Origin of the sequence: Nonomuraea sp. NPDC001831 (assembly GCF_042892035.1) — a bacterium.
Lineage (GTDB): Bacteria > Actinomycetota > Actinomycetes > Streptosporangiales > Streptosporangiaceae > Nonomuraea.
Window position 1 is genome coordinate 83,973 of sequence record NZ_JBIATU010000007.1, and the last position, 23,147, is coordinate 107,119.

The 23,147-nt window shown below is 69.4% G+C and carries 22 protein-coding genes, 1 tRNA gene and 1 pseudogene; 11 read left to right on the plus strand and 13 right to left on the minus strand.

All coding sequences use genetic code 11. The features are described from left to right. Window positions 1-33: 33 nt before the first annotated feature. Window positions 34-1,059: an ATP-binding cassette domain-containing protein gene (locus tag ACFYYW_RS23460; protein WP_352318210.1), complete on the plus strand. Its 1,026-nt coding sequence runs from the start codon at window positions 34-36 to the stop codon at window positions 1,057-1,059. Further along, on the plus strand, window positions 1,056-1,892 hold the full coding sequence (locus ACFYYW_RS23465) for an ABC transporter permease (protein WP_387651425.1): 837 nt from the start codon (window positions 1,056-1,058) through the stop codon (window positions 1,890-1,892). Before ACFYYW_RS23460 ends, ACFYYW_RS23465 begins: the two co-directional genes overlap by 4 nt. 1,680 nt (window positions 1,893-3,572) lie before the next feature. On the opposite strand, the pseudogene ACFYYW_RS23470 reads toward ACFYYW_RS23465, so the two are convergent. After that, window positions 3,573-5,039: pseudogene (locus tag ACFYYW_RS23470) on the minus strand (BTAD domain-containing putative transcriptional regulator); the annotation flags it as partial. A 219-nt stretch (window positions 5,040-5,258) separates the two neighbouring features. Between ACFYYW_RS23470 and ACFYYW_RS23475 the strand changes: the two are divergent. Further along, a complete protein-coding gene (locus ACFYYW_RS23475; protein ID WP_387652027.1) occupies window positions 5,259-6,764 on the plus strand; it encodes an FAD-dependent monooxygenase in 1,506 nt (501 codons plus the stop codon). Window positions 6,765-6,845: 81 nt separating this feature from the next. Here the strand turns inward: ACFYYW_RS23475 and ACFYYW_RS23480 are convergent, their stop codons facing one another. From ACFYYW_RS23480 to ACFYYW_RS23490, 3 genes are all read right to left on the minus strand, one after another. Further along, complete coding sequence (locus ACFYYW_RS23480) at window positions 6,846-7,874, minus strand: CU044_5270 family protein (RefSeq protein ID WP_387651427.1); 1,029 nt, start codon at window positions 7,872-7,874, stop codon at window positions 6,846-6,848. Continuing rightward, window positions 7,871-8,443: an RNA polymerase sigma factor gene (locus ACFYYW_RS23485; RefSeq protein ID WP_352318202.1), complete on the minus strand. Its 573-nt coding sequence runs from the start codon at window positions 8,441-8,443 to the stop codon at window positions 7,871-7,873. Before ACFYYW_RS23485 ends, ACFYYW_RS23480 begins: the two co-directional genes overlap by 4 nt. Before the next feature lie 268 nt (window positions 8,444-8,711). After that, window positions 8,712-9,422 carry a hypothetical protein gene (locus ACFYYW_RS23490; protein WP_387651430.1) on the minus strand — a complete coding sequence of 237 codons (711 nt, stop codon included), beginning with the start codon at window positions 9,420-9,422 and terminating at the stop codon, window positions 8,712-8,714. A gap of 61 nt (window positions 9,423-9,483) precedes the next feature. Between ACFYYW_RS23490 and ACFYYW_RS23495 the strand changes: the two genes are divergently transcribed. Then, complete coding sequence (locus ACFYYW_RS23495) at window positions 9,484-10,326, plus strand: TetR/AcrR family transcriptional regulator (protein WP_387651433.1); 843 nt, start codon at window positions 9,484-9,486, stop codon at window positions 10,324-10,326. 476 nt (window positions 10,327-10,802) lie between these two features. Here the strand turns inward: ACFYYW_RS23495 and ACFYYW_RS23500 are convergent, their stop codons facing one another. Together ACFYYW_RS23500 and ACFYYW_RS23505 are read right to left on the minus strand one after the other, a co-directional pair. Next, window positions 10,803-11,534: a hypothetical protein gene (locus tag ACFYYW_RS23500; RefSeq protein WP_387651436.1), complete on the minus strand. Its 732-nt coding sequence runs from the start codon at window positions 11,532-11,534 to the stop codon at window positions 10,803-10,805. Between the two features lie 478 nt (window positions 11,535-12,012). Further along, window positions 12,013-12,417, minus strand: a complete 405-nt coding sequence (locus ACFYYW_RS23505; RefSeq protein WP_387651438.1) for a hypothetical protein — start codon at window positions 12,415-12,417, stop codon at window positions 12,013-12,015. 282 nt (window positions 12,418-12,699) lie between these two features. Here ACFYYW_RS23505 and ACFYYW_RS23510 point away from each other — a divergent pair, with 282 nt between their 5' ends. Then, complete coding sequence (locus ACFYYW_RS23510; RefSeq protein ID WP_387651440.1) at window positions 12,700-13,155, plus strand: hypothetical protein; 456 nt, start codon at window positions 12,700-12,702, stop codon at window positions 13,153-13,155. Between the two features lie 121 nt (window positions 13,156-13,276). On the opposite strand, the gene ACFYYW_RS23515 is transcribed toward ACFYYW_RS23510, so the two are convergent. The 4 genes from ACFYYW_RS23515 to ACFYYW_RS23530 form a co-directional block, all read right to left on the minus strand. After that, window positions 13,277-13,684 carry a hypothetical protein gene (locus tag ACFYYW_RS23515; protein WP_387651442.1) on the minus strand — a complete coding sequence of 136 codons (408 nt, stop codon included), beginning with the start codon at window positions 13,682-13,684 and terminating at the stop codon, window positions 13,277-13,279. A 2-nt stretch (window positions 13,685-13,686) separates the two neighbouring features. After that, window positions 13,687-14,838, minus strand: a complete 1,152-nt coding sequence (locus ACFYYW_RS23520; protein ID WP_387651445.1) for a hypothetical protein — start codon at window positions 14,836-14,838, stop codon at window positions 13,687-13,689. A 4-nt stretch (window positions 14,839-14,842) separates the two neighbouring features. After that, window positions 14,843-15,082 (minus strand): hypothetical protein, encoded by a 240-nt coding sequence (locus ACFYYW_RS23525; protein WP_387651448.1) that lies wholly within the window; start codon window positions 15,080-15,082, stop codon window positions 14,843-14,845. Window positions 15,083-15,712: 630 nt separating this feature from the next. Beyond that, window positions 15,713-16,180 (minus strand): SRPBCC family protein, encoded by a 468-nt coding sequence (locus tag ACFYYW_RS23530; RefSeq protein WP_387651451.1) that lies wholly within the window; start codon window positions 16,178-16,180, stop codon window positions 15,713-15,715. A 207-nt stretch (window positions 16,181-16,387) separates the two neighbouring features. Here ACFYYW_RS23530 and ACFYYW_RS23535 point away from each other — a divergent pair, with 207 nt between their 5' ends. Together ACFYYW_RS23535 and ACFYYW_RS23540 are read left to right on the plus strand one after the other, a co-directional pair. Beyond that, window positions 16,388-16,708, plus strand: a complete 321-nt coding sequence (locus ACFYYW_RS23535) for a tyrosine-type recombinase/integrase (protein ID WP_387651454.1) — start codon at window positions 16,388-16,390, stop codon at window positions 16,706-16,708. A 515-nt stretch (window positions 16,709-17,223) separates the two neighbouring features. Further along, window positions 17,224-17,694, plus strand: coding sequence for a hypothetical protein (locus ACFYYW_RS23540; RefSeq protein WP_387651457.1), 471 nt, complete (start codon window positions 17,224-17,226; stop codon window positions 17,692-17,694). A 124-nt stretch (window positions 17,695-17,818) separates the two neighbouring features. Here the strand turns inward: ACFYYW_RS23540 and ACFYYW_RS23545 are convergent, their stop codons facing one another. The 3 genes from ACFYYW_RS23545 to ACFYYW_RS23555 all read right to left on the minus strand — a co-directional run bounded on the left by ACFYYW_RS23545 (window position 17,819) and on the right by ACFYYW_RS23555 (window position 19,257). Then, window positions 17,819-18,193, minus strand: a complete 375-nt coding sequence (locus tag ACFYYW_RS23545; protein ID WP_387651460.1) for a DUF4265 domain-containing protein — start codon at window positions 18,191-18,193, stop codon at window positions 17,819-17,821. Between the two features lie 388 nt (window positions 18,194-18,581). After that, window positions 18,582-18,654, minus strand: a tRNA-Arg gene (locus ACFYYW_RS23550). A gap of 57 nt (window positions 18,655-18,711) precedes the next feature. Next, window positions 18,712-19,257 carry a hypothetical protein gene (locus ACFYYW_RS23555; protein WP_387651463.1) on the minus strand — a complete coding sequence of 182 codons (546 nt, stop codon included), beginning with the start codon at window positions 19,255-19,257 and terminating at the stop codon, window positions 18,712-18,714. Window positions 19,258-19,742: 485 nt separating this feature from the next. Here ACFYYW_RS23555 and ACFYYW_RS23560 point away from each other — a divergent pair, with 485 nt between their 5' ends. The 4 genes from ACFYYW_RS23560 (at window position 19,743) to ACFYYW_RS23575 (ending at window position 23,147) form a co-directional block, all read left to right on the plus strand. After that, window positions 19,743-21,281, plus strand: a complete 1,539-nt coding sequence (locus tag ACFYYW_RS23560; protein ID WP_387651465.1) for a histidine kinase — start codon at window positions 19,743-19,745, stop codon at window positions 21,279-21,281. Further along, window positions 21,278-21,904: a response regulator transcription factor gene (locus ACFYYW_RS23565; RefSeq protein WP_352318130.1), complete on the plus strand. Its 627-nt coding sequence runs from the start codon at window positions 21,278-21,280 to the stop codon at window positions 21,902-21,904. Before ACFYYW_RS23560 ends, ACFYYW_RS23565 begins: the two co-directional genes overlap by 4 nt. A 447-nt stretch (window positions 21,905-22,351) precedes the next feature. Next, complete coding sequence (locus tag ACFYYW_RS23570; protein WP_387651468.1) at window positions 22,352-22,582, plus strand: hypothetical protein; 231 nt, start codon at window positions 22,352-22,354, stop codon at window positions 22,580-22,582. A 349-nt stretch (window positions 22,583-22,931) separates the two neighbouring features. Then, window positions 22,932-23,147, plus strand: coding sequence for a hypothetical protein (locus ACFYYW_RS23575; RefSeq protein WP_387651471.1), 216 nt, complete (start codon window positions 22,932-22,934; stop codon window positions 23,145-23,147).

The window sequence follows — 23,147 nt, forward strand, 5'->3', positions numbered from 1 at the left end:
CGCCATGAAACCGGCGTCCCCGACACTGGAGCCATGAGCATCACAGAACTCGGGCACGCCGGGGTCGGCCCGCCCCCCAGAGCGGCCGCCGAGGCGGCCGTACACGCCGAAGGGCTGGTGAAGACGTTCGGCGCACACCGGGCCGTGGACGGGATCGACCTCGACGTACGCACCGGCGAGATCTTCGGCGTCCTCGGCCCCAACGGCGCGGGCAAGACCACCACCCTCCGGATGCTGGCCACCCTCCTGAAGATCGACGCCGGCCGGGCCGAGATCTTCGGGGTGGACGTGGCCGCCAACCCGCACGTGATCCGCCAGCTCGTCGGCGTCACGGGCCAGTACGCCTCGGTCGACGAGAATCTGACCGCCCGCGAGAACCTCTGGCTGTTCAGCCGCCTCCAGGGCATCGCCAAGCCGCGCGCCCGGCGCATCGCCACCGAGCTGCTGGGCCAGTTCGGCCTGGAGGACGCGGCCGACAAGCCGATCTCGCAGTTCTCCGGCGGCATGCGCAGGCGTCTGGACCTGGCGGTCAGCCTGATCACCAGACCTCCGCTGATCTTCCTGGACGAGCCCACCACCGGCCTCGACCCCCGCACCCGCGGCCAGATGTGGGACGCCATCCGCGACCTGGTCTCCGACGGCTGCACCGTGCTGCTGACCACCCAGTACCTGGACGAGGCCGACCAGCTCGCCGACCGCATCGCCGTCATCGACCACGGCCGCAAGGTCGCCGAGGGCACGCCCGACCAGCTGAAGAGCGCGGTCGGCAACTCGACCCTGCAGTTGCTGCTCGCCGACCCGGGCGAGGTGCCCGCCGCCGTGGAGGTCGTGCGGCGCGTGCTCGGCTCCGACCCGGTGCTCAGCCCGGAGCAGGGTCGCCTCAACGTCGCGCTCGACCAGGCGGACCTGGCCGCCGAGGTGCTGATCGCCCTGCGCACCGCCGGGGTGTCGATCGCGTCGGTGAGCGTGGCCAAGCCCAGCCTGGACGAGGTGTTCCTCGTCCTGACCGGCCACGGCACGGACGACGACGCCGCGACCGGCACGGAGGAGAACCGATGAGCACCATGATCGCCCCCACCCGCGAGACGGTACGGGCCGCCGACCGCGTGGAGGCCGCCCGGCGGCGCGTGACCCTGGCGGAGACCGTCGGCCAGACCCTGTCGATGGCCTGGCGGGCGTTGAAGAAGATGCGCCGCAACCCGGAGCAGTTCTTCGACGTGGCGCTGCAACCCTTGTTGTTCACCGCGATGTTCGCCTACATCTTCGGCGGCGCCATCGCCGGCGACGTGCAGAACTACCTCCCGCTGATGATCCCCGGCATCCTCGCCCAGACGGTGCTGACGACGTGCATGGCGACGGGCACGCAGCTGCGCGAGGACATGGAGAAGGGCGTCTTCGACCGGTTCAAGTCGTTGCCGATCGCCCGGATCGCCCCGCTCGCCGGCCCGATGGTGGCCGACCTGCTGCGGTACACGATCGCGGCCACGCTGACCTTCGGCATGGGCGTGCTGATGGGCTACCGGCCGGGCGGCGGCGTGGGCGGCGTGCTGGCCGCCATCCTGCTCGCGATCTTCACGGGCTGGTCGCTGGCGTGGATCTTCACCTGGGTCGGCACGATCGCCCGCAGCGCCCAGGCCGTGCAGGGCATCTCGATGATGATCCTGTTCCCGCTGACGTTCCTGTCCAACGCGTTCGTCCCCGTGGAGACGCTGCCGGGGTGGCTGGCCGCGTTCGTCCGGGTCAATCCGGTCTCACACCTGGTCACGGCCACCCGGGACCTCGCCAACAACGCCCTCGTCAGCAGCGAGGTGGCCTGGACCCTGCTGGCGTGCGCGGTCGTCATGGCGATCTTCGCGCCCCTGTCGGTGCGCAGCTACAAGCGGCACATGTGAGCGCCGCCGGTCACGGCCGAAGACCTGCTCGACGTGCCGCCGGGCCTCGTCGAGCAGGTCAGGGCCGCGCCGGTCGCCGTACCCGGCCCGGACGGCCGCGAGCAGGCCCGGCGCGGCCCGTTCCGCGTGCGGCTCGACCAGCTCGAAGTGCATGCTCGGCATCGTGCTGTTGTAGGCGAACCGTTCGGCCAGCACCAGCAGCCTGATCGCGTCGCGCGCCTCCATGGCCTGCCGCAGCAGCCCCCACGTCCCGAGCGCGAACAACATCGAGCCGCACACCGGGAAGTCGAGCACCGGGTTCGTCACGATCAGCAGGTCGTAGCCCTGCGCGGCGGCGAACAGCTCCGCGCCGTACCGGGCCTCCCGCGGCCCCGCGTGGTGCGCGTACGCCGTCAGCGCGATCGACTCCGCGACGACCGACCAGGACGTGGCCCCCTCATGCGGCACCCCAGGCGGACGTAGGTCGCGCGCCCGCTCGACCGCCCGGCGGTAGTGCAGCAGCGCCGCGGCCGTCTCCCCGCGGGCGAGGGCGATCTCGGCCGCGCACAGCGAGTCGATCGCCGCGCCGCCGAGCACGGTGTCGCCCTCGCTGATCCCGTTGATGCCGGCCAGCTCGGCCTCGGCGGCGTCGAGATCGCCGTCGGCCAGCGCCGAGATCAGCAGGACCGAGCGGAGCTGGGCCTCGTCGTCGGCGGCGCCGAGCCGGCGCACCACCGGCAGCGCGGTCCGCGCGTGGCCGACCGCCCGCTCGCGGTCGCCGAGCTGCATGAACAGGTGGGCCAGGATGGCGTGCGCGATCGCGCCGATCCACGGGCCCTCACTGCCGCGGAGCAGCGACAGGGCCTGCTCGGCGGCCTCGATCGCCTGGTGCACCTCCCCGACGTTCTCCAGGACGTGGATGCTCGCCTGCGCCGCGGCCAGCGCCACGTCGCGGTCGGGGCTCCGGCGCAGCTCCAGGAGCTTGCGGTGGGCGTCGTCCCGGTCCCAGGCGAGCGCCACCGCGGTCATGGCCCCCAGGCGGGGATCGGTCTCGCCGGTCTCCGGCAGCTCCTGGAGAAGCAGGCGCAGGGGATCGTGGGCGAGGTCCGTCACGGCGACGGTGTTCATCAGCGTGATCAGCAGGGCGGCCCTGGTCACCTCGACGAGCGGCGGTGGCGGTACCCAGCCCTTGAGCGCCTGGCCGATCGCCTCCCGGTGGACGAAGATCCGGGTGTGGTCGCCGCGGATCGACCACAGCGAGCCCACGCCGGCCAGCAACTGGACCGTCGCGGCCGGGTCGGGCTCGCCGAGCGCCTGCCGGAGCAGGTCGGCGAGGTTGCCCTCCTCCGCGCGCAGCGCGTCGACCGACTCGTACTGCCCCGGGCCGAACAGCGTGTAGGCGTGTGCGAGGGCGTACGCCGTCGCCCACTTCCGCTGCGCCGCGCGGGCCGCCGCCTCCTCGCCGGCCTCCTTCAGCCGCAGCCGCCCGAACTCCCTGACGGTCTCCAGCATCCGGTAGCGCAGGCCGTACGCCGTCTCGCGGACGCCGAGGATGGACTGCTCGGTGAGCGCGTCCACGACGGCCAGGGCGTCCGGGCCCAGTACGTGTTCGGCGGCGGTCAGCGTGAACCCGTCGCCGAACAGCGACAACCAGCGCCAGGCCCGCCGTTCGGGCTCGTCCAGCAGGTTCCACGACCAGTCGATCACCGCGAGCAGCGTCTGGTGGCGGTCGGGGGCCGTCCGGTTGCCGCCGCGCAGCAGGGCGAACCGGTCCGCCAGCCGCCGCGCGATCTCCTCGACCGACATCACCCGTACCTTGGCCGCGGCCAGCTCGATCGCCAGCGGCAGCCCGTCGAGGCGGGCGACGACCTCCCCGACCGCCTCCCCGCCGATCCGCACCCCCGGGCGGGCGGCCGTGGCACGCTGCCGGAACAGCTCCGCAGCGTCCTCGGCGAGCAGCTCGCCGAGCAGGTAGACACGTTCGGCGGGGATCGACAGCGGGGCCCGCGAGGTGGTCAGCACCCGCAGGTCGCGGGTCGTCACGGTGAGGAACGCCACCAGGTCGGCGACGGCCTCGATCACGTGCTCGCAGTTGTCCAGGATGAGCAGCGCCGGAGCCTGGTCGAGATGCTGGGCGATGCGGGCGCGCACGTCGGCGCGCTGCCCGGCGGTCAGGATCCGGCGCCCGCTGACCGAGTCGCGGACCCCGAGCGCCGAGCCCACCTCGCCCACCACGCCCTCCGGCGAGGAGACGCCGACCAGTTCGATGAAGTGCACGACGGGCTGCGCGGCGTTCCGGCCCGCCACGTGGGCCAGCCGCGTCTTGCCCAGGCCACCGGGGCCGACGACGGAGACCACCCGGTTGGTCTGCAACAGGGCGTGCACGGCGCGGATGTCGTCCTCGCGGCCGAGCAGCGAGGAGCCGTCGAACTGGAGGCCGGCGCGCACCGGCCGGTCTGCGGCGAGGAGTTCGGCGTACACGCGGGCCAGCTCGGGGCCGGGTTCGGTGCCGAGCCGGGCGATCAGGCCCGAGCGGTGGCGTTCGTAGCGCTCCAGCGCGGCGGCGGCGCCGCGGACGGCGGCTTCGCTGCGCAACAGGCAGGCCAGCAGCTCCTCGTCCTGCGGCCGTTCGGCCGCGGCCTCCTCCAGCAGCGGCAGCGCGGCCTCGTGCGCGCCGCCGCGGCCGGCCGCGATCGCCGCCACCCGCTGCGCCTCGGCCGCCTGGCGCGCGGCGAGGGCGCGCAGGTCGGCCAGCGCGCCCGTGGCGCCGTCGGGGCCGCCGGCCACGACCAGGTCCAGGGCCTCCTCGGCACGCCGGCGCGCCAGCGCCGCGTCGTCCTGGCCCAGCGCGGCCCGCGCCTGCTCCACCAGCGTCCCGAGCAGCAGGACGTCGACCTGGCCGGCGGGCAGCCCGAGCCGGTAACCACGCGGGACGCGCACGACGACGTCGGGGCCGGTCGCGGCCCTGGTCCGGGAGACGACCACCTGCAGCGCCTTGGTCGGGTTGGCCGGCGCGCCGTCGGGCCACAACTCCTCGACCAGCCGCTCGTCGCCGACGCCCGCGCGCCCGTGCAGGGCGAGCACGGCCAGCAGGGTGTGCGCGCGGTCGCCCACGACGCGCGCGCCGTGCCAGCGGACGCCGTCGAGGAGGACCAGTGCGGGAGACACATCCTCAGCTTACGGACGATTCACCGGCCCGCGCCGCCTCCCGCGCCCGCGCCGCTTCCCGCGCCCGCGCCGCTTGCCGCGCCCGCCCCGCCGGAACGATCCGGCCGGGCAGGCCCTGCTTACGATGAGACGTGGATCGGCTGCGGAGCGTCCCCATCGGGGACGGCGAGGTGGAGGTGCTGATCGTCGGCGGCGGGCCGGTCGGGCTCGCGGGCGCTGCTGGAACGCTGGGGTGTGCGGGCCCTGCTGGTCGAACGGCACCGCGAGCCGTCGCCCTTCCCGCGGGCCCGGCTGGTCAACGTGCGTTCGATGGAGATCTTCCGCGGGCTCGGGCTCGCCGCCGGGATCACCGCCCACGCGTTCGCCCCCGAGTACGGCCGCATCCGCTTCCGCGACACCCTGCGCGGCCGCGACTTCGCCACGGCGGCGATGACCGGCATCGACGCGCCGGTGCCCGAGAGCCCCGTGACCGGCGTGGTCACCTCGCAGGACCGGCTGGAACCCGTCCTGCTCGCCGGGGCGAGGTCGCCGGCCTGCTTCGGCGTCGAGCTCGCCGGCCTGACCGAGGAGGCGGACGGCGTCGGGGCCGCCCTGATCAGCGCCTCTCCGGATGGCGAGCGCACCCGGCTCCGCGCCCGTCACGTCGTGGCCGCCGACGGCGCCAACTCCACCGTCCGGCGCCTGCTGGGCATCGGCGTCACCGGCCCCGGAGGCATGGGCGGCTTCACCACCGTCGTGTTCGACGCCGACCTGCGCCGCTGGTGCGCCGACCAGCCCGCCGGGGTCTACTTCACCGCGCACGGCCTGTTCGCGCCGCTGTATCCCGAAGGGGGCTGGGCCTGGTTCGTCCCCACCCCGGCCGACGGCCCGCGCGCCGACTGGCCCGCTCTCCTCGAGCGCGCCCTCGGCGGCGGCGTGCCGGCCGACGTCGTACGGATCCAGCACTGGGAGACGGACGCGTTCGTCGCCGAGCGTTTCCGTCACGGCCGGATCCTGCTGGCCGGCGACGCCGCGCACGCGATGCCCATCGTCGGCGGGCTTGGCATGAACACCGGCATCGCCGACGTGCACAACCTGTGCTGGAAACTGGCGGGCGTCCTGCGGGGGTGGGCCGGTTCCGGCCTGCTGGAGACGTACGAGGAGGAGCGGCGGCCCGTCGCCTGCCGGACATTGCGTCAGGCGGTGGCCCACACCGAGCTCATGCTCGACGTGCAGAACCGGCGCCGCGCCCAGCTCCAGCCCGGTCGGGCCGCTCCGGAACACGTCGAGCTGCCCTGGTCGGAGCGGTACTTCGCGCAGCTCGGCCTGGTGCTGGGCGTCACGTACCACTCCGGGGCCGTCCTCGCGGGCGAAGGACCCGCGCCGGAGCCGCCGGGCGCGGACTACGTGCCCAGCGCGGAACCCGGTTGCCGGATGCCGCACCTCTGGCTCGCCCGCGACCGCTCGACCCTGGACACGTTCGGCGAGTGGTTCACCGTGCTCACCCCGGACCCCGCAGACTGGGCACGACAGGCGACGCCATGGCCGGTGCGCGTCGAGTCCCTTCCCGCGGAACACGCGGCGTTCTGCGGGATCACCGCGCGGGGAGCGCTGCTCGTCCGTCCCGACGGGCACGTCGCCGCCCGCTGGCCCGGCCCGCCCCCGGCTGCCTCCACCCTCCTCGACGCCCTCGCCACGTTGACCGGCAAGGACGCCGGGACCGTCCGTCGCGCATCGCCCGCGTGACGAGCGGCGCCGGGCCGTGCCGTCATCCGAGCACCGCGCCCATCGGTGCGGGAGGCCACACCCCCGCCGCCCTCCTCGGGGCTAGTTGCCGGTGCACCACTGTCCGCTCTTGAACCTCTCCTCGACCTCGACGTCGGGCGCGGAGTCCGCGACCGAGATGTCGAGTTGCGCCGTGGCGGCCACCAGGGTGCCGGTCGGCGGCTTGGCCGCCTTGGCGTCGACCACCACCTGACGGTCGCCGAGCAGCGCGTAGGTGTCCCTGTCGAAGATCAGCTCCCAGCGCAGCCCGTCCGGGCTCGTGAAGCCCACGCCGATGCCCTCGCGGCCCGCGGCGTCCTGCACCCCCTCGTCGAGGGTGATGCCGGGGAACGTGCTCAGGGCCTGGTACAACGCGCTGCGCTGCGCGGCCGGCAGGTACGTCTGCCACAGCAGCTCACGTGCGGCGAGGAAGGCGAGGAACGGCGTCAGCTTCTCCGCCTTGGGCTTCCACCTGGCGCTGAGGTGGGCGCGCATGCCGTCCGGCTCGGTCGGCAGGTTCTTGATCGTCGGGTAGTCGCTCTTGGAGTCCTTGCAGTAGACGATGGGCTGGAGCTTGGTTCCCATGTCCTTGTAGGCGGACTTCGGGATCGGTTCGCCGGCATAGGCCAGGGGCTCGATGGGCGTCTGCTTGCGCACGCCGTCGGCGTACTGCCCTGGCCGCCGCTCGCCCGCTCGCAGCCAGATGGTGTCCTTGTAGCGCCGGTAGTAGTGGTCCTTGGACTTCTCGTAGGGCATCAGGGAGTAGTCCATCGTCTGCAGGGTCTTCACCACGATGTACTGGTCGTCGCGCGGCTCGATCTCGTCGACCGCGGCCTTCGCCGCGCGGTTGAGCACGTCGGCGGCCGACAGCAGCTTCATCTCGTGAGACGGGTTCGAGGCGGACGGGACCTGCACCGCGACCAGGCCGACGGCCAGCGCCAGCCCTCCGGTGAGGGCGAAGGTGTACGGCCTGCGCCAGGACCACCGGGGCCGGCCGGCCCTGAGCAGCCGATCCCTGGCCATGGCCTTGGTGCCGGGGTCGTAGGGCGCCACTTCCGGCCGTACGTCGTTGATCAGGTCGAACTCGTTCATCGGGGGTCCTCCAGGACGTTGCGAATCTTGGCCCGGATCCGGGACAGACGGGAACGGACGGTGCCCACCGGGATGTCGAACGCCTGAGCCGCCTGCTCGTAGGACAGTTCGGCCCAGGTGACCAGGAAGAGCAGCTCGCGTTCGGCCGAAGAGAGCCTCGCCAGCGCGTCGGCCAGACGGGGACCGAGCCGCTGGGCGTCGATCCGGTCGATGCTGCGCTGCTCGAAGGGGTGGTCGTCGTCACCCGGCATCCTGGCCAGGGCTCGCAGCCTGCGCACCTCGGTACGGCGGTGCTTGGCGATCAGGTTGGCGGCGATGCCGTACAACCAGGGGGCGGCGTCCGGTCTGGACAGGTCGTAGCGGGACCGTTTTCGGAACGCCGCGAGGAACGTCTCCGCCGTCACGTCGTCGGCCGCGGAGGAGTTCTCCTGGCCTAGGCGTCTGGTGGCATATCGGTGGATCTCATCCGCGTACCTGTCGAAGAGGCCCGCGAACCGATCGGGGTCGGCCAGCGACTCCTCGATGAGGGCGGCGTCCGTGACGGCCGCCACCGGGGTGAGTCCTCTCATGGGGGGAAGTCCTTCCGCAGGGCGCGTTCGCACCCTTCACCACTGACTCACCCGCACCGGCCCTTCGGTTCCATCGTTCCCTGTGCGAGTTCACCCGTGCGAGTTCACCCGTGCGAGTTCGGCACGTGCGAGTTCGGCGGGATGCGACCCGCTTCTGCAGGATCCGGCCTGTTTCAGTGGGACTGGCCTGCTTCAGCGGGATGCGACCCGCTTCAGTGGGGCGCGACCGCCGAACTCGCCACGCGTACGTGCCTGTGCGTCGCCGTCGTCAGACCAACCTCGGCGCCGGCATGCCCCTCTTCCTCAGCGCCGCGACGCCGACGGCCGCCACCCAGATGGCGGCGATGCCGTTGAACATCGCGACCGCGCCCCAGCCGTTCGAGGCGTAGAACTCCGACGAGTTGAAGCCGAAGAACATCGACGGCACCCCGGCCAGGTGCAGCGCGGCGATGCCGAACGACGACCAGCCGACCCACCGGGAGAGGGCGCCGGTGCGCAGCACCGCGTACCCGAAGGCGACACCGAAGACGACCAGCATCAGGTGGCTCATGGAGCCGTAGAGCAGGTAGGTGGGCACGGTACGGGTCGGGTCGATCTCCTCGACGGCCTTGATGGCGCTGCTGCCCTCGATCCCCTTGGCGACCATGTCGATGATCGTCCACGCCACGCCGGCGGTGCCGGCGACCGCCCCGAACCACTCGTAGCGGGCGTCGGCCCGCGTGATGAGTGACCGGACGCCGCTCATGAACACCAGGAACAGCGTCAGCGCGCAGAAGTTGAAGAGCGTACGGGTGAGGATCAGCCAGTCCGGCATGAGAGCGCCGGTCTCGACACCGCAGGCCGGCGGGTCACACGCCGGGACGACGAAGTAGAGGGGGAGCTCGGCCATCGCGAAGACGGCGCCGAGGATCCCGGCGACGCCGATCCAGCGGCGGGCCGTGGGTGGGAGCTGAATCTGTGTAAGTAATGAAGTGTTCATGGCATGCACAGTAGCAACAACTGTGTAAGCCGTCTACTATTTCCTTCAGATCTTCGAGAGGATGCCGGCCATGACCCCACGCAAGAGCTCCGGACGCGACCTCACGCGAGACCGCGAGCCCGCGCCGGATCCCGGCCCCGCCGACGACGCCGACCTCGATGCGCTGCCGCCGGGCCTGGCCGCGGCCTGGGGCGTCGTCGACACCGGTGGGCGGCGCGGCCCCAAGCCGGCGCACAGCGTCGAGAAGATCATCGCGGTCGCGACCGAACTGGCCGACGAGGAGGGCATCGCCGCTGCCTCCCTGCCGAAGGTGGCCGCCCGGATCGGCGTGACCGCCAACGCGCTGTATCGCTACGTCAGCTCCAAGGACGAGCTCATCGTGCTCCTGGCCGATCGCGCCTGGGGCGACCCGCCCGAGTTGCCCGACGGCGATTGGCGAGAGGCGGCCGCGCTGTGGTCACGTCGGCTGTTCGAGCGTTTCCTCTCCCGTCCATGGCTGCTGGACGTCCCGACCACCGTCTCCCTGACCCCGCACAACGCGGCCTGGCTGGACGCCCTGATCACCGCGCTCGGGCCGACCGGCATGGAGGCGCAGCTGATGCTGAACTGCGCGTACCTCCTCGACAGCCACGCCCGGTACGGCGCCAACCTGCGACGCAACACTCCGACACCGGCCGCGTTGCGCCGCGCGAACCCCGACCAGCAACGGGCAGTACGCGCGGTCCGCGTGTTCCTTGACGGCCAACTCCGCTCCCGCAACCTGAACGCCGTCGCGGACGCGATCCAGGACCCCATGTTCCTCGCCGACGAACCTCCGCTCGACGGCTTCGAATTCGGCCTCGCCAGAATCCTCGACGGCATCGAGACGTACGTCGCCGCGGCAGCAGGAACGCCGCAGCAGTAGGAACGCCGCACATTCCCGTCGGCGATTGCGCCTTTGCTGGCAGGGTCTCGGGCAGGCTGCACACAGCCCCAGCTCTAACTCGCCACGGAACGCCGGCACATCCGCCGTGGCGAGGCCGACCCGCTCGCGCCGGACGAGGCGTCGTCGCGGGCCCGCGTCCAGGTGATCAAGGTGCCGGAAACAGCACATAGCGCTGGGCCGTCGTCACACCCCGAAGGGCGCACCCACCGCGACGGCCGACTGCGGCACCATCACGTACGAACAGCGTCAGGACCTCGGTCGGCATGAGTCCACGAACAAATGGAACGCAGGATGCTGCGATCAGTCCGTCCCCGCGGTCGCCGCCGCCATCGAGGGCCCGCTGAGCCTGGCCGCCACCGGCCTCTACGCCTGGGGGCTGCACGAGGCGGGCGCAGGCGGGGTCACACTGGCCAGCCACCCGACTGACACAGACTCCGCATGTGCCGTTCGACCACTCAGGCTGACGCCAGGTCCTCGAACCCCACCTTCAGCCAAGTAGTGCCCACGACGACGTGCAGCTCGCTGCCTCGCCCCAGCACGGCCGCCGTCCTGGGTACCGGCCGTCCGTCGGACATCACCAGCCGGGTGGGACGATCCACCGACAAGCCTTCTCCCTTGACGCTCCCGGTGACCACCCGGCGCCGATGTTCTCCATATCCGCCGACAAGCGCCACCCGGTCACCGGCGACAACGAGCGCATGGGCGCCCCTCACCTGCGTGGACCAGCCGGCAACCGCGCCGGCTCGTACCCGCACAAGGGGAAAGTCGATGTAGTAGTAGGCCCACGCCTCATTTCCCGACACGTTCAGCGCGTAGCAGTCGGAGATCGCGCCGAACTCGCCGTCGTACGGATATCGCCACGCGGGAGCCAGGTCAGCCCCGAAGCGGATCAGTCCGGGGGAGCCGATGGGGGCAGGACTGCCTTTCTCTCCCCATCCGAAGCTGCCGAACACGCCTTCGTCGTAATAGCTCACCCATATGTCGCCGGAAAGCGTCGTCTGCACGTCGGCGATTCCGTCTCCCAGGACGCCCTTTCGCAGGAGTTTTCCGTCGGCATCGTAGACGGCAGCGTTGGACTCGGCCGCTCCGTCCCGCCACCGGCACCGCGCCCCCACCAACAGCACGGCCCCGTCCGGCAGCGGCTGGACGTGGTTGCGCGCATGTGAGCGCCGGGCGATGGGAACCAACCTCGTCAGATGGGACGGTACGTGGCGACCTGTAATTCGGGGGGCGCTGCCGTACGCGAATGAGGAAATGATGCCCCATCGGGGGCCGAAGTCTGCGCGGTGAGCGCATCGGAGTTCTCCTGCGAGGCCCACACAACGACGAGTTCCCCCTCGGGCCCTGCCGCCGTACTCACCATCTCCGCGCCCCTGGATGGCGAAGCCAAGTCCGCGTGACGGCGCAGCCTCACAACTTCTGTCTTTCGCTTTGTCCCGCCCCGGCCTGGCATGTGAGACACCTTATTGAACGCACGGCGGAAATCGCGCCCGAAATAAATCCCGGCCAGCGCTCGCACCGACCACAAACAAACGAACCTCGCTCCTGAGGCCCCACTTTCGGGACCGATCCCCATATCGCAAGCGACCGGCCCGACCACGTGGCATCGAACGACGGCGGGATCAGCAGCCGCCCCCGCACGCCGGCGATCCCTTCGAACAGGTTTCAGCGCCGGGCTTTGCGCAGCCCGGTGATCTGCAGCTCGGCGAACAGCCCCACGACCAGGGCCTGCGCGACGGCCCAGACGGCCCCGAGCGTGCTGAACCCGACGGCGCTGGTCACGACGGCCGCCACGCTGCTCAGGGTCCAGACGATGTTCAACGCGATGACAGCCCGGACGGCGTTCTGGCTGATCGTGGGACGCGCGGCCACCAGGCCGACGGCGGCGCCGTACACGAGCAGGAAGACCCCGATCTCGCGCAGCAGCCCCGCACCGGGCCCGAGCAGGTCACTCGCGGGGCCGGCCAGAGCCAAGTACACCAGCCCATTGACGCCGGTGACGACGGCGTCCGCAACAAGAGCGAGGCGCAGGAACTTGGTCCGGTCGGCGGTGATGGTGAGGGCGGTCATCTCGGCTCCTTCAAGTGCTCGTTTCGACACCTGAACAATGGCAGCAGGCACGTAAGTACCGCGATTACGCGTCAGGTAATGAGAACGGCGACCAGCTCGCCCACCTGCGCCAGAGATCCCTGGCCGCGGGCCTTTCGCATGCGGTGAACGAAGCCCAGGGCCGTCTGATCCGTACCAGGAACGAAGACGTCCACCACCGTCCAGCACCGACAAGAACGCGTGGTCATCAGGGCCCTCACCCGCAGAGACGTGTTGTCAGTCCCGACGTCTACTGTCCAGCGCATGGCAGTCCCCGCAATCATCCCCATCGTTTACGAACCCAACTACCACACCGACACGATCGGCCATTGGGACGGCGGCCAGTTCTTCGGCTCCGTCATAGCCGCCTTCCCGGAGGACTACATCCACTCCGACGACTGGCCGAGGCGCAAGCGCTGGTACGCCGTCCTGCACACCTTCGACGCCGCCGGCCACCACCTCGGCTCCCGCATCGAGCACACCGGCGCCGACGACGTCCACCGCTCGGCCGTCGCCCGCGCCGAGGAGCGACTGAAACACTGGCTCGACACGCTCACGGGCCTCCGCTTCGACGACATCGCCATCCGGCCCTTCCGGCACACGTTCGACGGAGTGCTGTTCGGCCTCGTCATAGAGACCTTCGAAGGCGAAGAACACGCCGAGTTCTACCCGAACAACATCGGCTTCTACGATCCATGGGACGGCCTGTACGACACCTGACCACCTGAGCCGTAGACACCTCGCCAACGGCCTTCCTCAGAGGCAGATGCGAGCAGGCGGAGAATGCCTCTGTGAGGCGGTGTTGCTGTACAGGAGCCGAGGGCCTGTTCGAAGAGACTCGTCAATCGTCGAAGCTGGCGATCCATTCATCGATGAACTTCGACGCCTCCTCAGCCGTGACGACATCGCTCCTCGGCGCAGGTCCGAGGCTCTCGACGAGCAGCTCCGGCGATACGGGTTCCCCAGCGACGACTACGTAGCACGACAGGCCCTCGCTCATCTGGCGTGACATCGAGGAGACGAACGCATCCCGGCGGTACCTGTTGCAGAGCAACAGCAGGTTCTGCTGTTCCAGCTCTGCTCTCAGCTGTCGCAAGGCGTCTTCGAAGTCGATCGATGAGTGAACCCTGATCGGCGAAGCGCTTGCGCGATCCAGTCGGAGCTCGTACGTCTCGCCATCGGTCTGCGTTGTCACCTGGCAGGGCAGAAGGGACTCGTCCGCCAAGTTGACCAATTCGAGGTCGTGCATGCTCACCTCGGCACGTAGTGGGGGTTCGGAATCCAGACGTCGTCAGCGCTTCCATACTTGCCCGGCTTCCAGGCTCCTCTGATCTGCGACGGATCGATCCGCTTGAACACGACCTCCTGCTCGCCTCTGAGGTGCCTGAAGCCGGGGCCGTACTTTACCTCCATGCCGTTCCCGCGGTCTTCGATCTCAAAGATGTAGCCCTTGTGCCCGACGGCGAACCCTCGGGCCACGTTCTTGCTCTTCGAGGCGGCGATCAGACCGTTCTCGCCGGAGAGATGCTGTTCGACGCTCATGTCCGGGTCGCGAGCGGTCATGCCCTTCTCGAAGATTCGCTCCAGTGTCCGGCCGTCTCCCCGGAACAGCGGTGGCACGTCCTTCCCCTTGAGTTCGAAGCGCTCCCCGAAGCGTGAGAGCGTGGCCGTTGGCTTGGGTTTGATCACGCTCTTGGCCGCCTTGCCCAGGGCTCCCACGGCTCGGGTGGTGCCGGAGACGGCGCCGCTTGAGCCGGCGGTTGTGACGGCTGCCACGATGTCCGGGATGAGGCGGCCAAATGCCCGATCGGGATTGGCAGCCCAGGTGTCCCAGTCCAGCACGGACTTGGCGAACCCGACCGGGTCCTGAATGCCGTAGAGCAGGCTTTGGCCCAGGTCGTTGACGCTGCGTTGCCAGCCCATGAAGTCGACGACCGCCCGCGTGGGAGAGTAGTCGATCACCATCTTGCCCAAGCCGGCCAGGCTCTCCACCGTGCCCTTGGCCGTTTCCGTCATCTGGTTGCCGGAGGTCAGGTTCGGGTCGAAGGCATCATGGATCTGCTGGCCGATACGGTCCCAGAAGCCGCCTGCCGTGGGCAGGACCGCTCCCGGGGCGAACATCGAACCGTCGACCGAGATCGGCGGCTTCCCCGCGCCGAACATCTCGGGCTTGGCCAGCTCCATGCGTTCCAGGAGCACCAACCGCTTGTTGATCTCCGGTCCCTGTGCGCCGGCCCACGCCCCTACCTGACGGATCGTGTCGGCCGAGGCGGTCGACAGCCAGGACCCGCGAAGGATGTTCCACAACTCCTCGCCGATGGCTTCCAGCGACGATTCAGCTTGGTGCAGCGTGTCCTTCAGGCTGCGGACTCCCTCGGGGACCATGCCCTCCAGCTGACCCATGGGCTTAGCCGGAAGTGTCTGCCGGCGTACGGGCTAACAGCGCCCGCAGCTCGTCTACCGCACCGGTGCACGCGCCGATCAGAGCTTGGCGCTGAGCGGTCAGCTCGTCGGCGAAGCGCTGAGCTGCTGGGCCGGTCCAGACGTTCTGTGCCATGAGCGAGATTGCCCGATCCAGACTGGGCTTGGCTTGATCCGTGAGTTGCTCGGCTCGGCGTAAGGCCTGTTCCACTTGCTCCCGGGTCATACGTGACTCCTTCGGGTGCGACGACCAAGCTCGAGATCGAGGCGTGAGGCCATTGGACTGCGCTCCATTCACCCCAGCAACCGAATCGCCGGGATTGGTCTGAAGTGTCAGTCGATGCGACGCGCTGCTCTGGGAGATAGGAGGCCGATCCCTTGCGAGGAGGACTGTTGGCTTCTCAGGCGGAGCAATCACCCTGCTCGCCTGATCGAGAAGATGATCAAGGGCGTGCGGACGGTGGCACGGATGCGCTGATGCGTGGGTACGTTGCAGTCAGCGACGTTGTCACCTACGCCATGGTCACTCGGTGCCGGTGCCGGTGCCGGTGCCTGACGGAGGAGGCTTCGGCGTCGATCCCCCCAGCCACGGTCGGCGATGGGGAGTGAGCGATCGTCACGGCCTCAACCGGGCGACATCGTGTCTCTCGGCAGTGGTACGTGAGCGCCCACCTGCAGATGGGAGCCGGTCACGAAGTAGACGGCTCCTCGCCCTGGTCACATGGCAGATGCAGCCCAGTGGAGTGTGATGACGTGAGGCGGTGTTGCTGTATTCCACTGCTGCACACAGCCCCCCGGCCGGCCGCCCACCCACTCATCCGATGGCGCTGGCCCCTCGGGTGCAGGCCGACCTGAGTCATCCGGCCCCTTCGACATGCGACGCCAGGTTGGCCAGCGAGGAGGCCATCCCGGCCTCGTGTACCGCTTGGTCGATGCCGGGCGGTACGTCCGTGGCGGTGACGGTTACTTCGGTCCCTTCGCCGGCGGCAGCGAGGTGCCAGGTCATCGTCATGGTGCCCGCGTATGACGGGTCATCAGCCTCGAACACTGCCCGCTGCACCACGCGCTCTGGTGGCACCAGGTCGACGAACGCGACGTTGACGACGTCCGTCGCGTCGGACGTCTTGCCGGGGTTGTCGGTGGGATCGAGGTACGTGAGAACCATCATGAACCCACCACCAGGCCGGGCATCCCACCGCTTGATCCGCCCGCGCATGCCGTCCGGCGGCAACCACGTTTCGAGCGACTCCCGGTCGAGGAGAGCGCCGTAGACGGTCGCCGGTGGTGCCGCGATCAGCCGGCTGGCGCGGTCAGTCCTGGCCATGGCTCGAGTCTAGGACCGAAGCTCTCCAGGCCCATCCTCGTCGAACGACAGCTAGACCATCGCCTTTGAAGGCGTCGTGGATAGATCCCCCTTAGGTGTCGCCCGAGATGCGGCTGTTGAGGGAGCAGGCACGCTTCGCTGCCACTCTTCGGCCTGTGCGTTTCCGCACTCAGGGACCGGCAGCGCGTCCAGGAGGAGGCGCGGAAATTGGTTGGCGACGCATGGAAGACCTCGGACCTGACGTTCACGACCCGTACCGGTACGCCAATAGAGCCGCGCAACTTCAACCGGGCCTTCGAGAACCACTGCCGCCGAGCGAATGTCCCACGCATCCGTGTGCACGACACCCGGCACACGTGCGGCTCACTTCTGGCCGCCCTGGACCTCCACCCGCGTGTGACGATGCGCATCCTGCGCCACTCGCAGATCTCGATGACCATGGACGTATACACCCAGATTCCCAGTCCCGAAACCCTTAAGGCGCTAGACAGGCTCAATCAAAGCCTCTACCGCTCAAGCGAGTCATAACTAATCTCTCGGTATCAAACTTGGGTCCTCTTGGGATATCCCCAAAGGGCCTAAGTGTGTTCATGGGATTGTCTCATAGCCCAAGGGATATGCAGCACTAGCTGCGTTGGCCATTTCGTTTCTCGTTGCATGTGGTTCAAAGAGATGGGGGCTTCCAGTGAGGTGCCAGGTCATCTCCTGCCAGACGTAGCGGAGGGCGAATGACGCACCCTGTGAATTGCGAGCGGGCCAAGGGACATCACTGCGGCTGTTCTGCGTGCGGCGGGGCACAGCACGGCTGGACGCACGCTCTCTCACTGGCTCGCGACCCTTCGACCGCGGCTCGTGAAGCGGCGAGAGACACTAGCGACGCGGCCTGGGCCGCAAGTCGACCTCCCATAGGGCGACGAAAGCCCTCCAGGGAGCGAAAGGCAGTCGCCACCGATAGTGCCACGGTCGACCTCGTTGACTGGCTATCCAAACACCCCGACGCCATCGACCTTATCCAAGAAATCGGAGATACCCTTGCTGGCCCTGTGGTGCAGGAGCTCGATAAGAGCTTCGGTGGGGGCAAGCCGAGAGAAGCGAGAAGGCAGCTCACCAATCACTTCTGGTGCGATCTCCTCATTGCCATGGCCGAGGCCATTGAGAAGTTCTCGAAATCTCTGAACCAAATCCCGGAGTACGTGACGGCGGTCATTATGCAGTCCCGGCAGAACGAGGGACGCGGAGCCCTCCTCAATGCTCTGGTGGGTCTCGCTGTGCGGACAGCGTGGGAGCCCATCAAGAGCATGATCCGTACGACCGGGATCGAGGAGCTCCAACGGACGTGCCGGATCCTCGCCGTTCTGATCTGCCCGGCACCTGAGGATCACAAGGCCGTCCAGGACGGCGCTCTTCTTCCCCTGGCGCAGGAGGGAATGCTGGAGATCAGCAAAGAGCGGCTTGAGCAGGTCTTCCCCGCAGACTGGGTTCACCGTCTTCGGGAGGGCCTCGGCGGTGCCTGAGCAAGGCTGGCACCTTCCGCGGCCCGTGAACGAACCCATCGTTAAGCGCTTCGCCAGGCGTCGGTGATGCAGGCCTCCTCGAAGTGCCACCAGCCATCCATTTGGCCACGTGTCAGCAGCGTCTTTATCTGCCCGAGCCCTGGCCCGCCGGCACAGTGAAAGCGACCAGGGGAAGCTCCGAGCTGAAGGACTCCCCGCCCAGGCCGAACGGTGCCAACTGCTCGTACACGGCGTGCGCGCTTCGCCCCAGCGGTCCGTTGGGTGACGGCAAAACCCGGATCGTGCAATTGCCCGACGCTTCCACCCGCTCACAGGCCCAGCGGAGACCGTCATCATTAGTGATGAAGCGCACCACATCGCCTTCGGCGACCCCGTCCTGCAGAAATGGGACGTTCGCCACACGGGCGGTGTCCTCGGTTAAGGGCATGGCCCAAAGTCCTTCGGTGTCGTAGGGAAGCCAACCTTCCCGGGGCACGAACTGAAACCACAGCTTGATCAAGGCTGGCTCTGTGGGGAGACGTTCGGAGGGGGCAGAGAGAACCATGCCCACATGATCGCGCAGCCTGCCGAGTGTCCTTGAACAAGCTGATCGCGGGTATGCCCGGAGGCGGATGCTGGGTCCGAGTTGGAGCGCCTGCATGGTCGGTACGAGAAGATCACGTTGATCTGGTCGATAGCGGGTGCATGGGCGCGCTGGTGGCTTGGGTCAGACAGAAGCTCCGACCGCGTTGGAGATCGTCAAGCACCGCGAGGGTGCTACGGGTTTCGTCGTCTTCGCGCGGTGTCTATAGAAGACCGGTTGCGCGAGCCCACGTTGCTGTACAGCGTTGCTGTACGCCCACGAAAAAGGCCCTCCGGGATGATCCCGGAGGGCCTTTGACCTGCTGTGCGGCCGGAGGTACTCGAAACCCCAACCTTCTGATCCGTAGTCAGATGCTCTATCCATTGAGCTACGGCCGCTCGCTGCGTAAGCAAGCATAGCGGGTTCTGTGCAGTGCATCGAACCGAATACCGCGATCACTGGCGAGCCGACTGCTCCTTCTTGGGCCAGAGTGTGTGGCTCACCGGCCAGATCAGGGCGATCAGGGGGACCTTGAGGAGGTTGAGCATGAAGTCCACCAGGGCTTTTGTGCGGGAGGGGTCGTTCACGAGCCAGATGAGGCCGAAGAGGATTAGGCACGAGATCCCGTACGCCAGGAGGAGTTTCAGCCAGAACGCCCACTCGTAGCGGGTCCGGGCGGGTCCGCCTGCTGGAGGCTTCCAGGGCGGGGGGCCGCCGGCGAAGCGGTGGTGGAAGCGGGCGTCGGCCCAGCGCATCGTTCGGTGGCCGAAGACGATCGAGTAGGCCAGGTAGGCCGCCGCCAGGCCGTGGCGCAGGTCCGCCGTGGCGCCGCCGCGCATGTCGATGACCGCCGCGGCCAGGAGGACCACGTCGAGGAGCGGGACGCAGAGCAGGAGGGCCGTGCTCAGCCGTCGGCGCTGCCAGAGGTAGCGGCAGGCCAGGCCGAGGCCCAGGAGGAGCCAGAAGCCGATTTCGCAGCCGATGAGGATGGCGACAATCACGTGTACCAGCTTGCGGGGATTCGCGGCCCAGCACATCGTCGGCGAAAACGAGCCTGTGGATACATCGAAAGGTGTATCCACAGGCTGACCCTCGGAGGACGGCGGCGGCGTCCGGGAGTGGTGAGATGAGGACATGACACGAGCGGCGGTGAGGGGCTGTGGCGCCGGGGCGCGGGCGGTGGCGGGTCGGGCGACGCCGTCCAGGGCGCCGCTGGGGGCCGGCTCGGGTGGTACGGGGTGTGGGCAGGGCCGGAGCAGGCCTGGTGGTTCGGGGTGTGGGCGGGGCCGGAGCTGGCCGGGTGGTCCGGGTGCGTAGGGGCGCTGGCCGGTCGACGGCCTTGACGCGCTCGGTTTCACAGGGGTGGCGATCGGTGCCGCTGCCGTGGAACGCCGGGGGGCGGGCGGGTTCGCGGTGGTTGGGGCGGTTTGAGGCGCGAGGGGCTTCCGGGGGCGGCGGTCAGGAGAAGGGCAGGGTGCCGCCTGGGGTGGCGGCGGGGGCGGCCTTCGTTCTGGGGGCGCTGCTGATTCTGGCTGGTGGATACCTGCGTCGGGGCGTGCCGGTGTGGGTGTTGCTGGTGCCGTTGGCGATCACCTGTTCGGCCGTGTTGCTGCGGCAGCGGGCCCCGTTGTGGTCGCTGGCGCTGGGGGTGGTGGCCGTCACGATCGACGGGCTGGTGGGGCCGTCGCTGGCGACCGTGCTGGTGTTCACCGACAATCTTTACGCCGCGGCGCTCTACGGGCCGGCGCGGCTCGCTCGGTGGCTGCTCGGGATCACGACGGTGCTGGCCGTGGTGGCCGGGGCGGTGGCGGCGTTCATCGCGGCGGACTGGCGGTTGCTGGCCGTCATGGGGATCCAGGCGGGGCTGGTGCTGGTCACGCCGGTCACCACGGCCTGGGTGCTGCGGGAGCAGCGCGACCGGGCGGCCGCGGAACGCGCGCGGGCCGAGCAGGTCGCGCACCTGGCCGAGCTCGATCGGCAGGCCGCGATCGCGGCTGAGCGTACGCGGATGGCTCGTGAGCTGCATGACATGATCGCGAACCATTTCAGTGCCATCGCCATCCAGTCGACGGCTGCTCTGTCCCGTAAGGACCTGGATCGGGAGACGGTTCGCAAGGTCATGGAGTCCGTACGGGAGAACAGCGTCAAGGGCATGGCCGAGATGCGGGACATGATCGGGCTGCTGCGGGAGGCCAACGGCGGGCGCGAAGGGGAAGGGCCGGAGCTTGAGGCCACCCGGCCGCGGCTGGCCGACGCCGAGAACCTGGTCGAGCGTACGCGGCGGGCTGGGATGGCGGTCGAGCTGCGGGTCGAGGGGGAGTTGCGTGAGGTGCCGGCTTCGGTGGATCTGGCCGGTTATCGCATCCTTCAGGAAGGGCTGACGAACGCGCTCAAGCATGGTGAGGCGCCGGTCGTCGTCTCGCTGACGTACGAACCGGGGGAGGTTCTCCTGACGGTCGAGAACCGGGTCGGGCGGCGGGGGGCTCGGCTGCCGGGTTCGGGGGCGGGGCTGATCGGCATGCGCGAACGGGCCTCGCTGGTCGGAGGGTTCTTCGAGGCGGGGCGGTCGGGGGATGGGTGGCGCATCGCGGCGGGCTTTCCGACGTCGCTCAACCCCGGTACACGGGCGCTCGATGGTCGGCCGCCGAACGGTCGTGGGTCAGGTGACCGTCCTGTGGGTGGGCGTGTCTTGGGTGATGGTGTTTTGGGCGGTGGTCGTGCCTCGGGTGGCCGTTCTGCGGAGGTGCGTGCTTCTGGGGCGCGGGATCCGGAGGGACGGGGTGCGGGTGTGCAGGGGCCGGAGGCTGGGGTTGTGGATGGGCGGGCGGTGCGGTGGCGGGCGGTCGGAGGGGCAGCGTTGGCGCCGGTGGATGAGAGCGCTGGTGACGACGGTGAAGACCTCAGGGATGGTGAGCGTCCCAGGGATGGTGAGCGTCCCAGGGATGGTGAGCGTCCCACGGATGGTGAGCGTCCCAGGGGCGGTGAGCGTCCCAGGAACGGTGATGGCGGAACGGACGTGGCATGAGCATCAGGGTGTTGGTGGCTGACGATCACGCGGCCGTACGGGCCGGGATTGTGATGATTCTGGACGGCGCCGACGACATCGAGGTCGTGGGGGAGGCCGCCGACGGTGAGCAGGCGGTTCGGTTGGCTCACGATCTGCGGCCTGACGTCGTCCTCATGGACATCCGCATGCCTCGTCTCGACGGCATCTCCGCCACCAGGGAGCTGGCGGGGGTGAGTGACGTCCTGATCCTCACGACGTTCGACGTCGATGAGTACGTCTTCGGCGCGCTTCGGGCGGGGGCGGCCGGTTTCCTGCTCAAGAACACCGAGGCCGATGCCCTGGTGGAAGCGGTGAGGTTGGTGGCGGGCGGCGAGGGGATGATCGCGCCGGGCGTCACCAGACGGCTGATCGCCGCCTTCGCCGACCAGCCGCCCCGTCGTGAGCCGCCCGACCCGGAGGCCCTGACCCCGCGCGAGCGTGAGGTGCTGGCCTGCATCGGCCGCGGCCTGTCCAACGCCGAGATCGCCAAGGAGCTCGACATGGCCGAGGCCACCACGAAGACGCACGTCAGCCGGCTGCTGAACAAACTGGGGCTGAAGAGCCGCGTGCAGGCGGCGATTTACTACTCAGAGTCGCTTTAGCCCCGTAGGGTGAACGGCGTGACCACGCCGCCGCCCCCTCCACCGGGGGAGCCGCCCTCGGAGCAGCCTCCGTTCGGACAGCGTCCACCCGGGCCGCCCGGTGGCCAGCCTTCGTCCGGCCAGCCTTCGTCCAGTCAGTCGCCCTCCAGTCAGCCTCCGTCGGGGCAGGTTCCGTATGGGCAGCGTCCACCAGGGGTGCCTGGGTCTCAGTCTGGGCAGCGGCCGTCCGGGCCGTCTGGGCAGCCGCCGTTCGGGCAGCCTGCGTCCGGGGCGGCTGGGCAGGTTCCGTATGGGCAGCGTCCACCGGGGCCCGGGCAGCCGCCGTTCGGGCCGCCCAGCGGGCCGCCAGCCGGGCCTCCTCCCGTAGGGCCGCCGCAGCCGTCGCAGCCGCGGCGGCAGGCCGGGCTTACCGTTGCGTTGGCGCTGGCCGGGAGTTTCGCCTACCTGGTGATCAACCTGGTGGTCGGGCTGCTCGCGATCAGCGTGCAGTCCGCGGCGGCGATCGGCGTCGCGGCGGGGTTCCTCTTGCTCCTGGGGCTCGGCGTGGGCATCGTGCTGGTCGTCCTGCGCAAGCCGTGGTCGTTCGGCCTGGGGCTCGGGTTGATGATCGGATGGGCGTTGGCGTCGATCGTCTCGGCCGGATATTGCACGGGGCTGAACCCCGGCCTGTACGCATAGGTGAAGGCATTGATCGTTCGGCACGTAGCATCGCCTGTCGGCCAGAGGTAGCGGGATGACGACGCCACCGCCACAGGGCCCGCCGGGGCAGCACCAGAACTGGCCACCACCACCGTCGCCTCCATCGTCGCCCCCGCCGTCGTCACAGCCGGGGCCGTTGCCCGCGCCGTTCCCACAACCGGGGCCGTTGCCGCCGCTCCTGTCACAACCGGGGCCGTTGCCCCCGCCGTCCCCACAGCCGGGGCCGTTGCCGCCGCCGTCACACGTGCGGGCGTTGAAATCGCAGCCGCCGCCGCAGCAGCCGTGCTCAACGCCTCTACAGTCACCACCACCCAGTAGTCGCAACTCCATGAGGCTTCTCAGCGCGATGCTGGTCGTGGGCGTTCTCACCTACACCGCGGTCCTGATCGCCCTCGCCGGCCTGGCCGCCGGTCTGGGGTTCGGTCTACTGCGCAAGCCATGGTCCCGGGGGCGGGGGCTGGGGCTCGCGATCGGCTGGGCGTCGTGGTCGACGCTGACGGCCGGAGTCCGCACCGGTCGTCCCAACCCCAGCCTGTACGGCTGA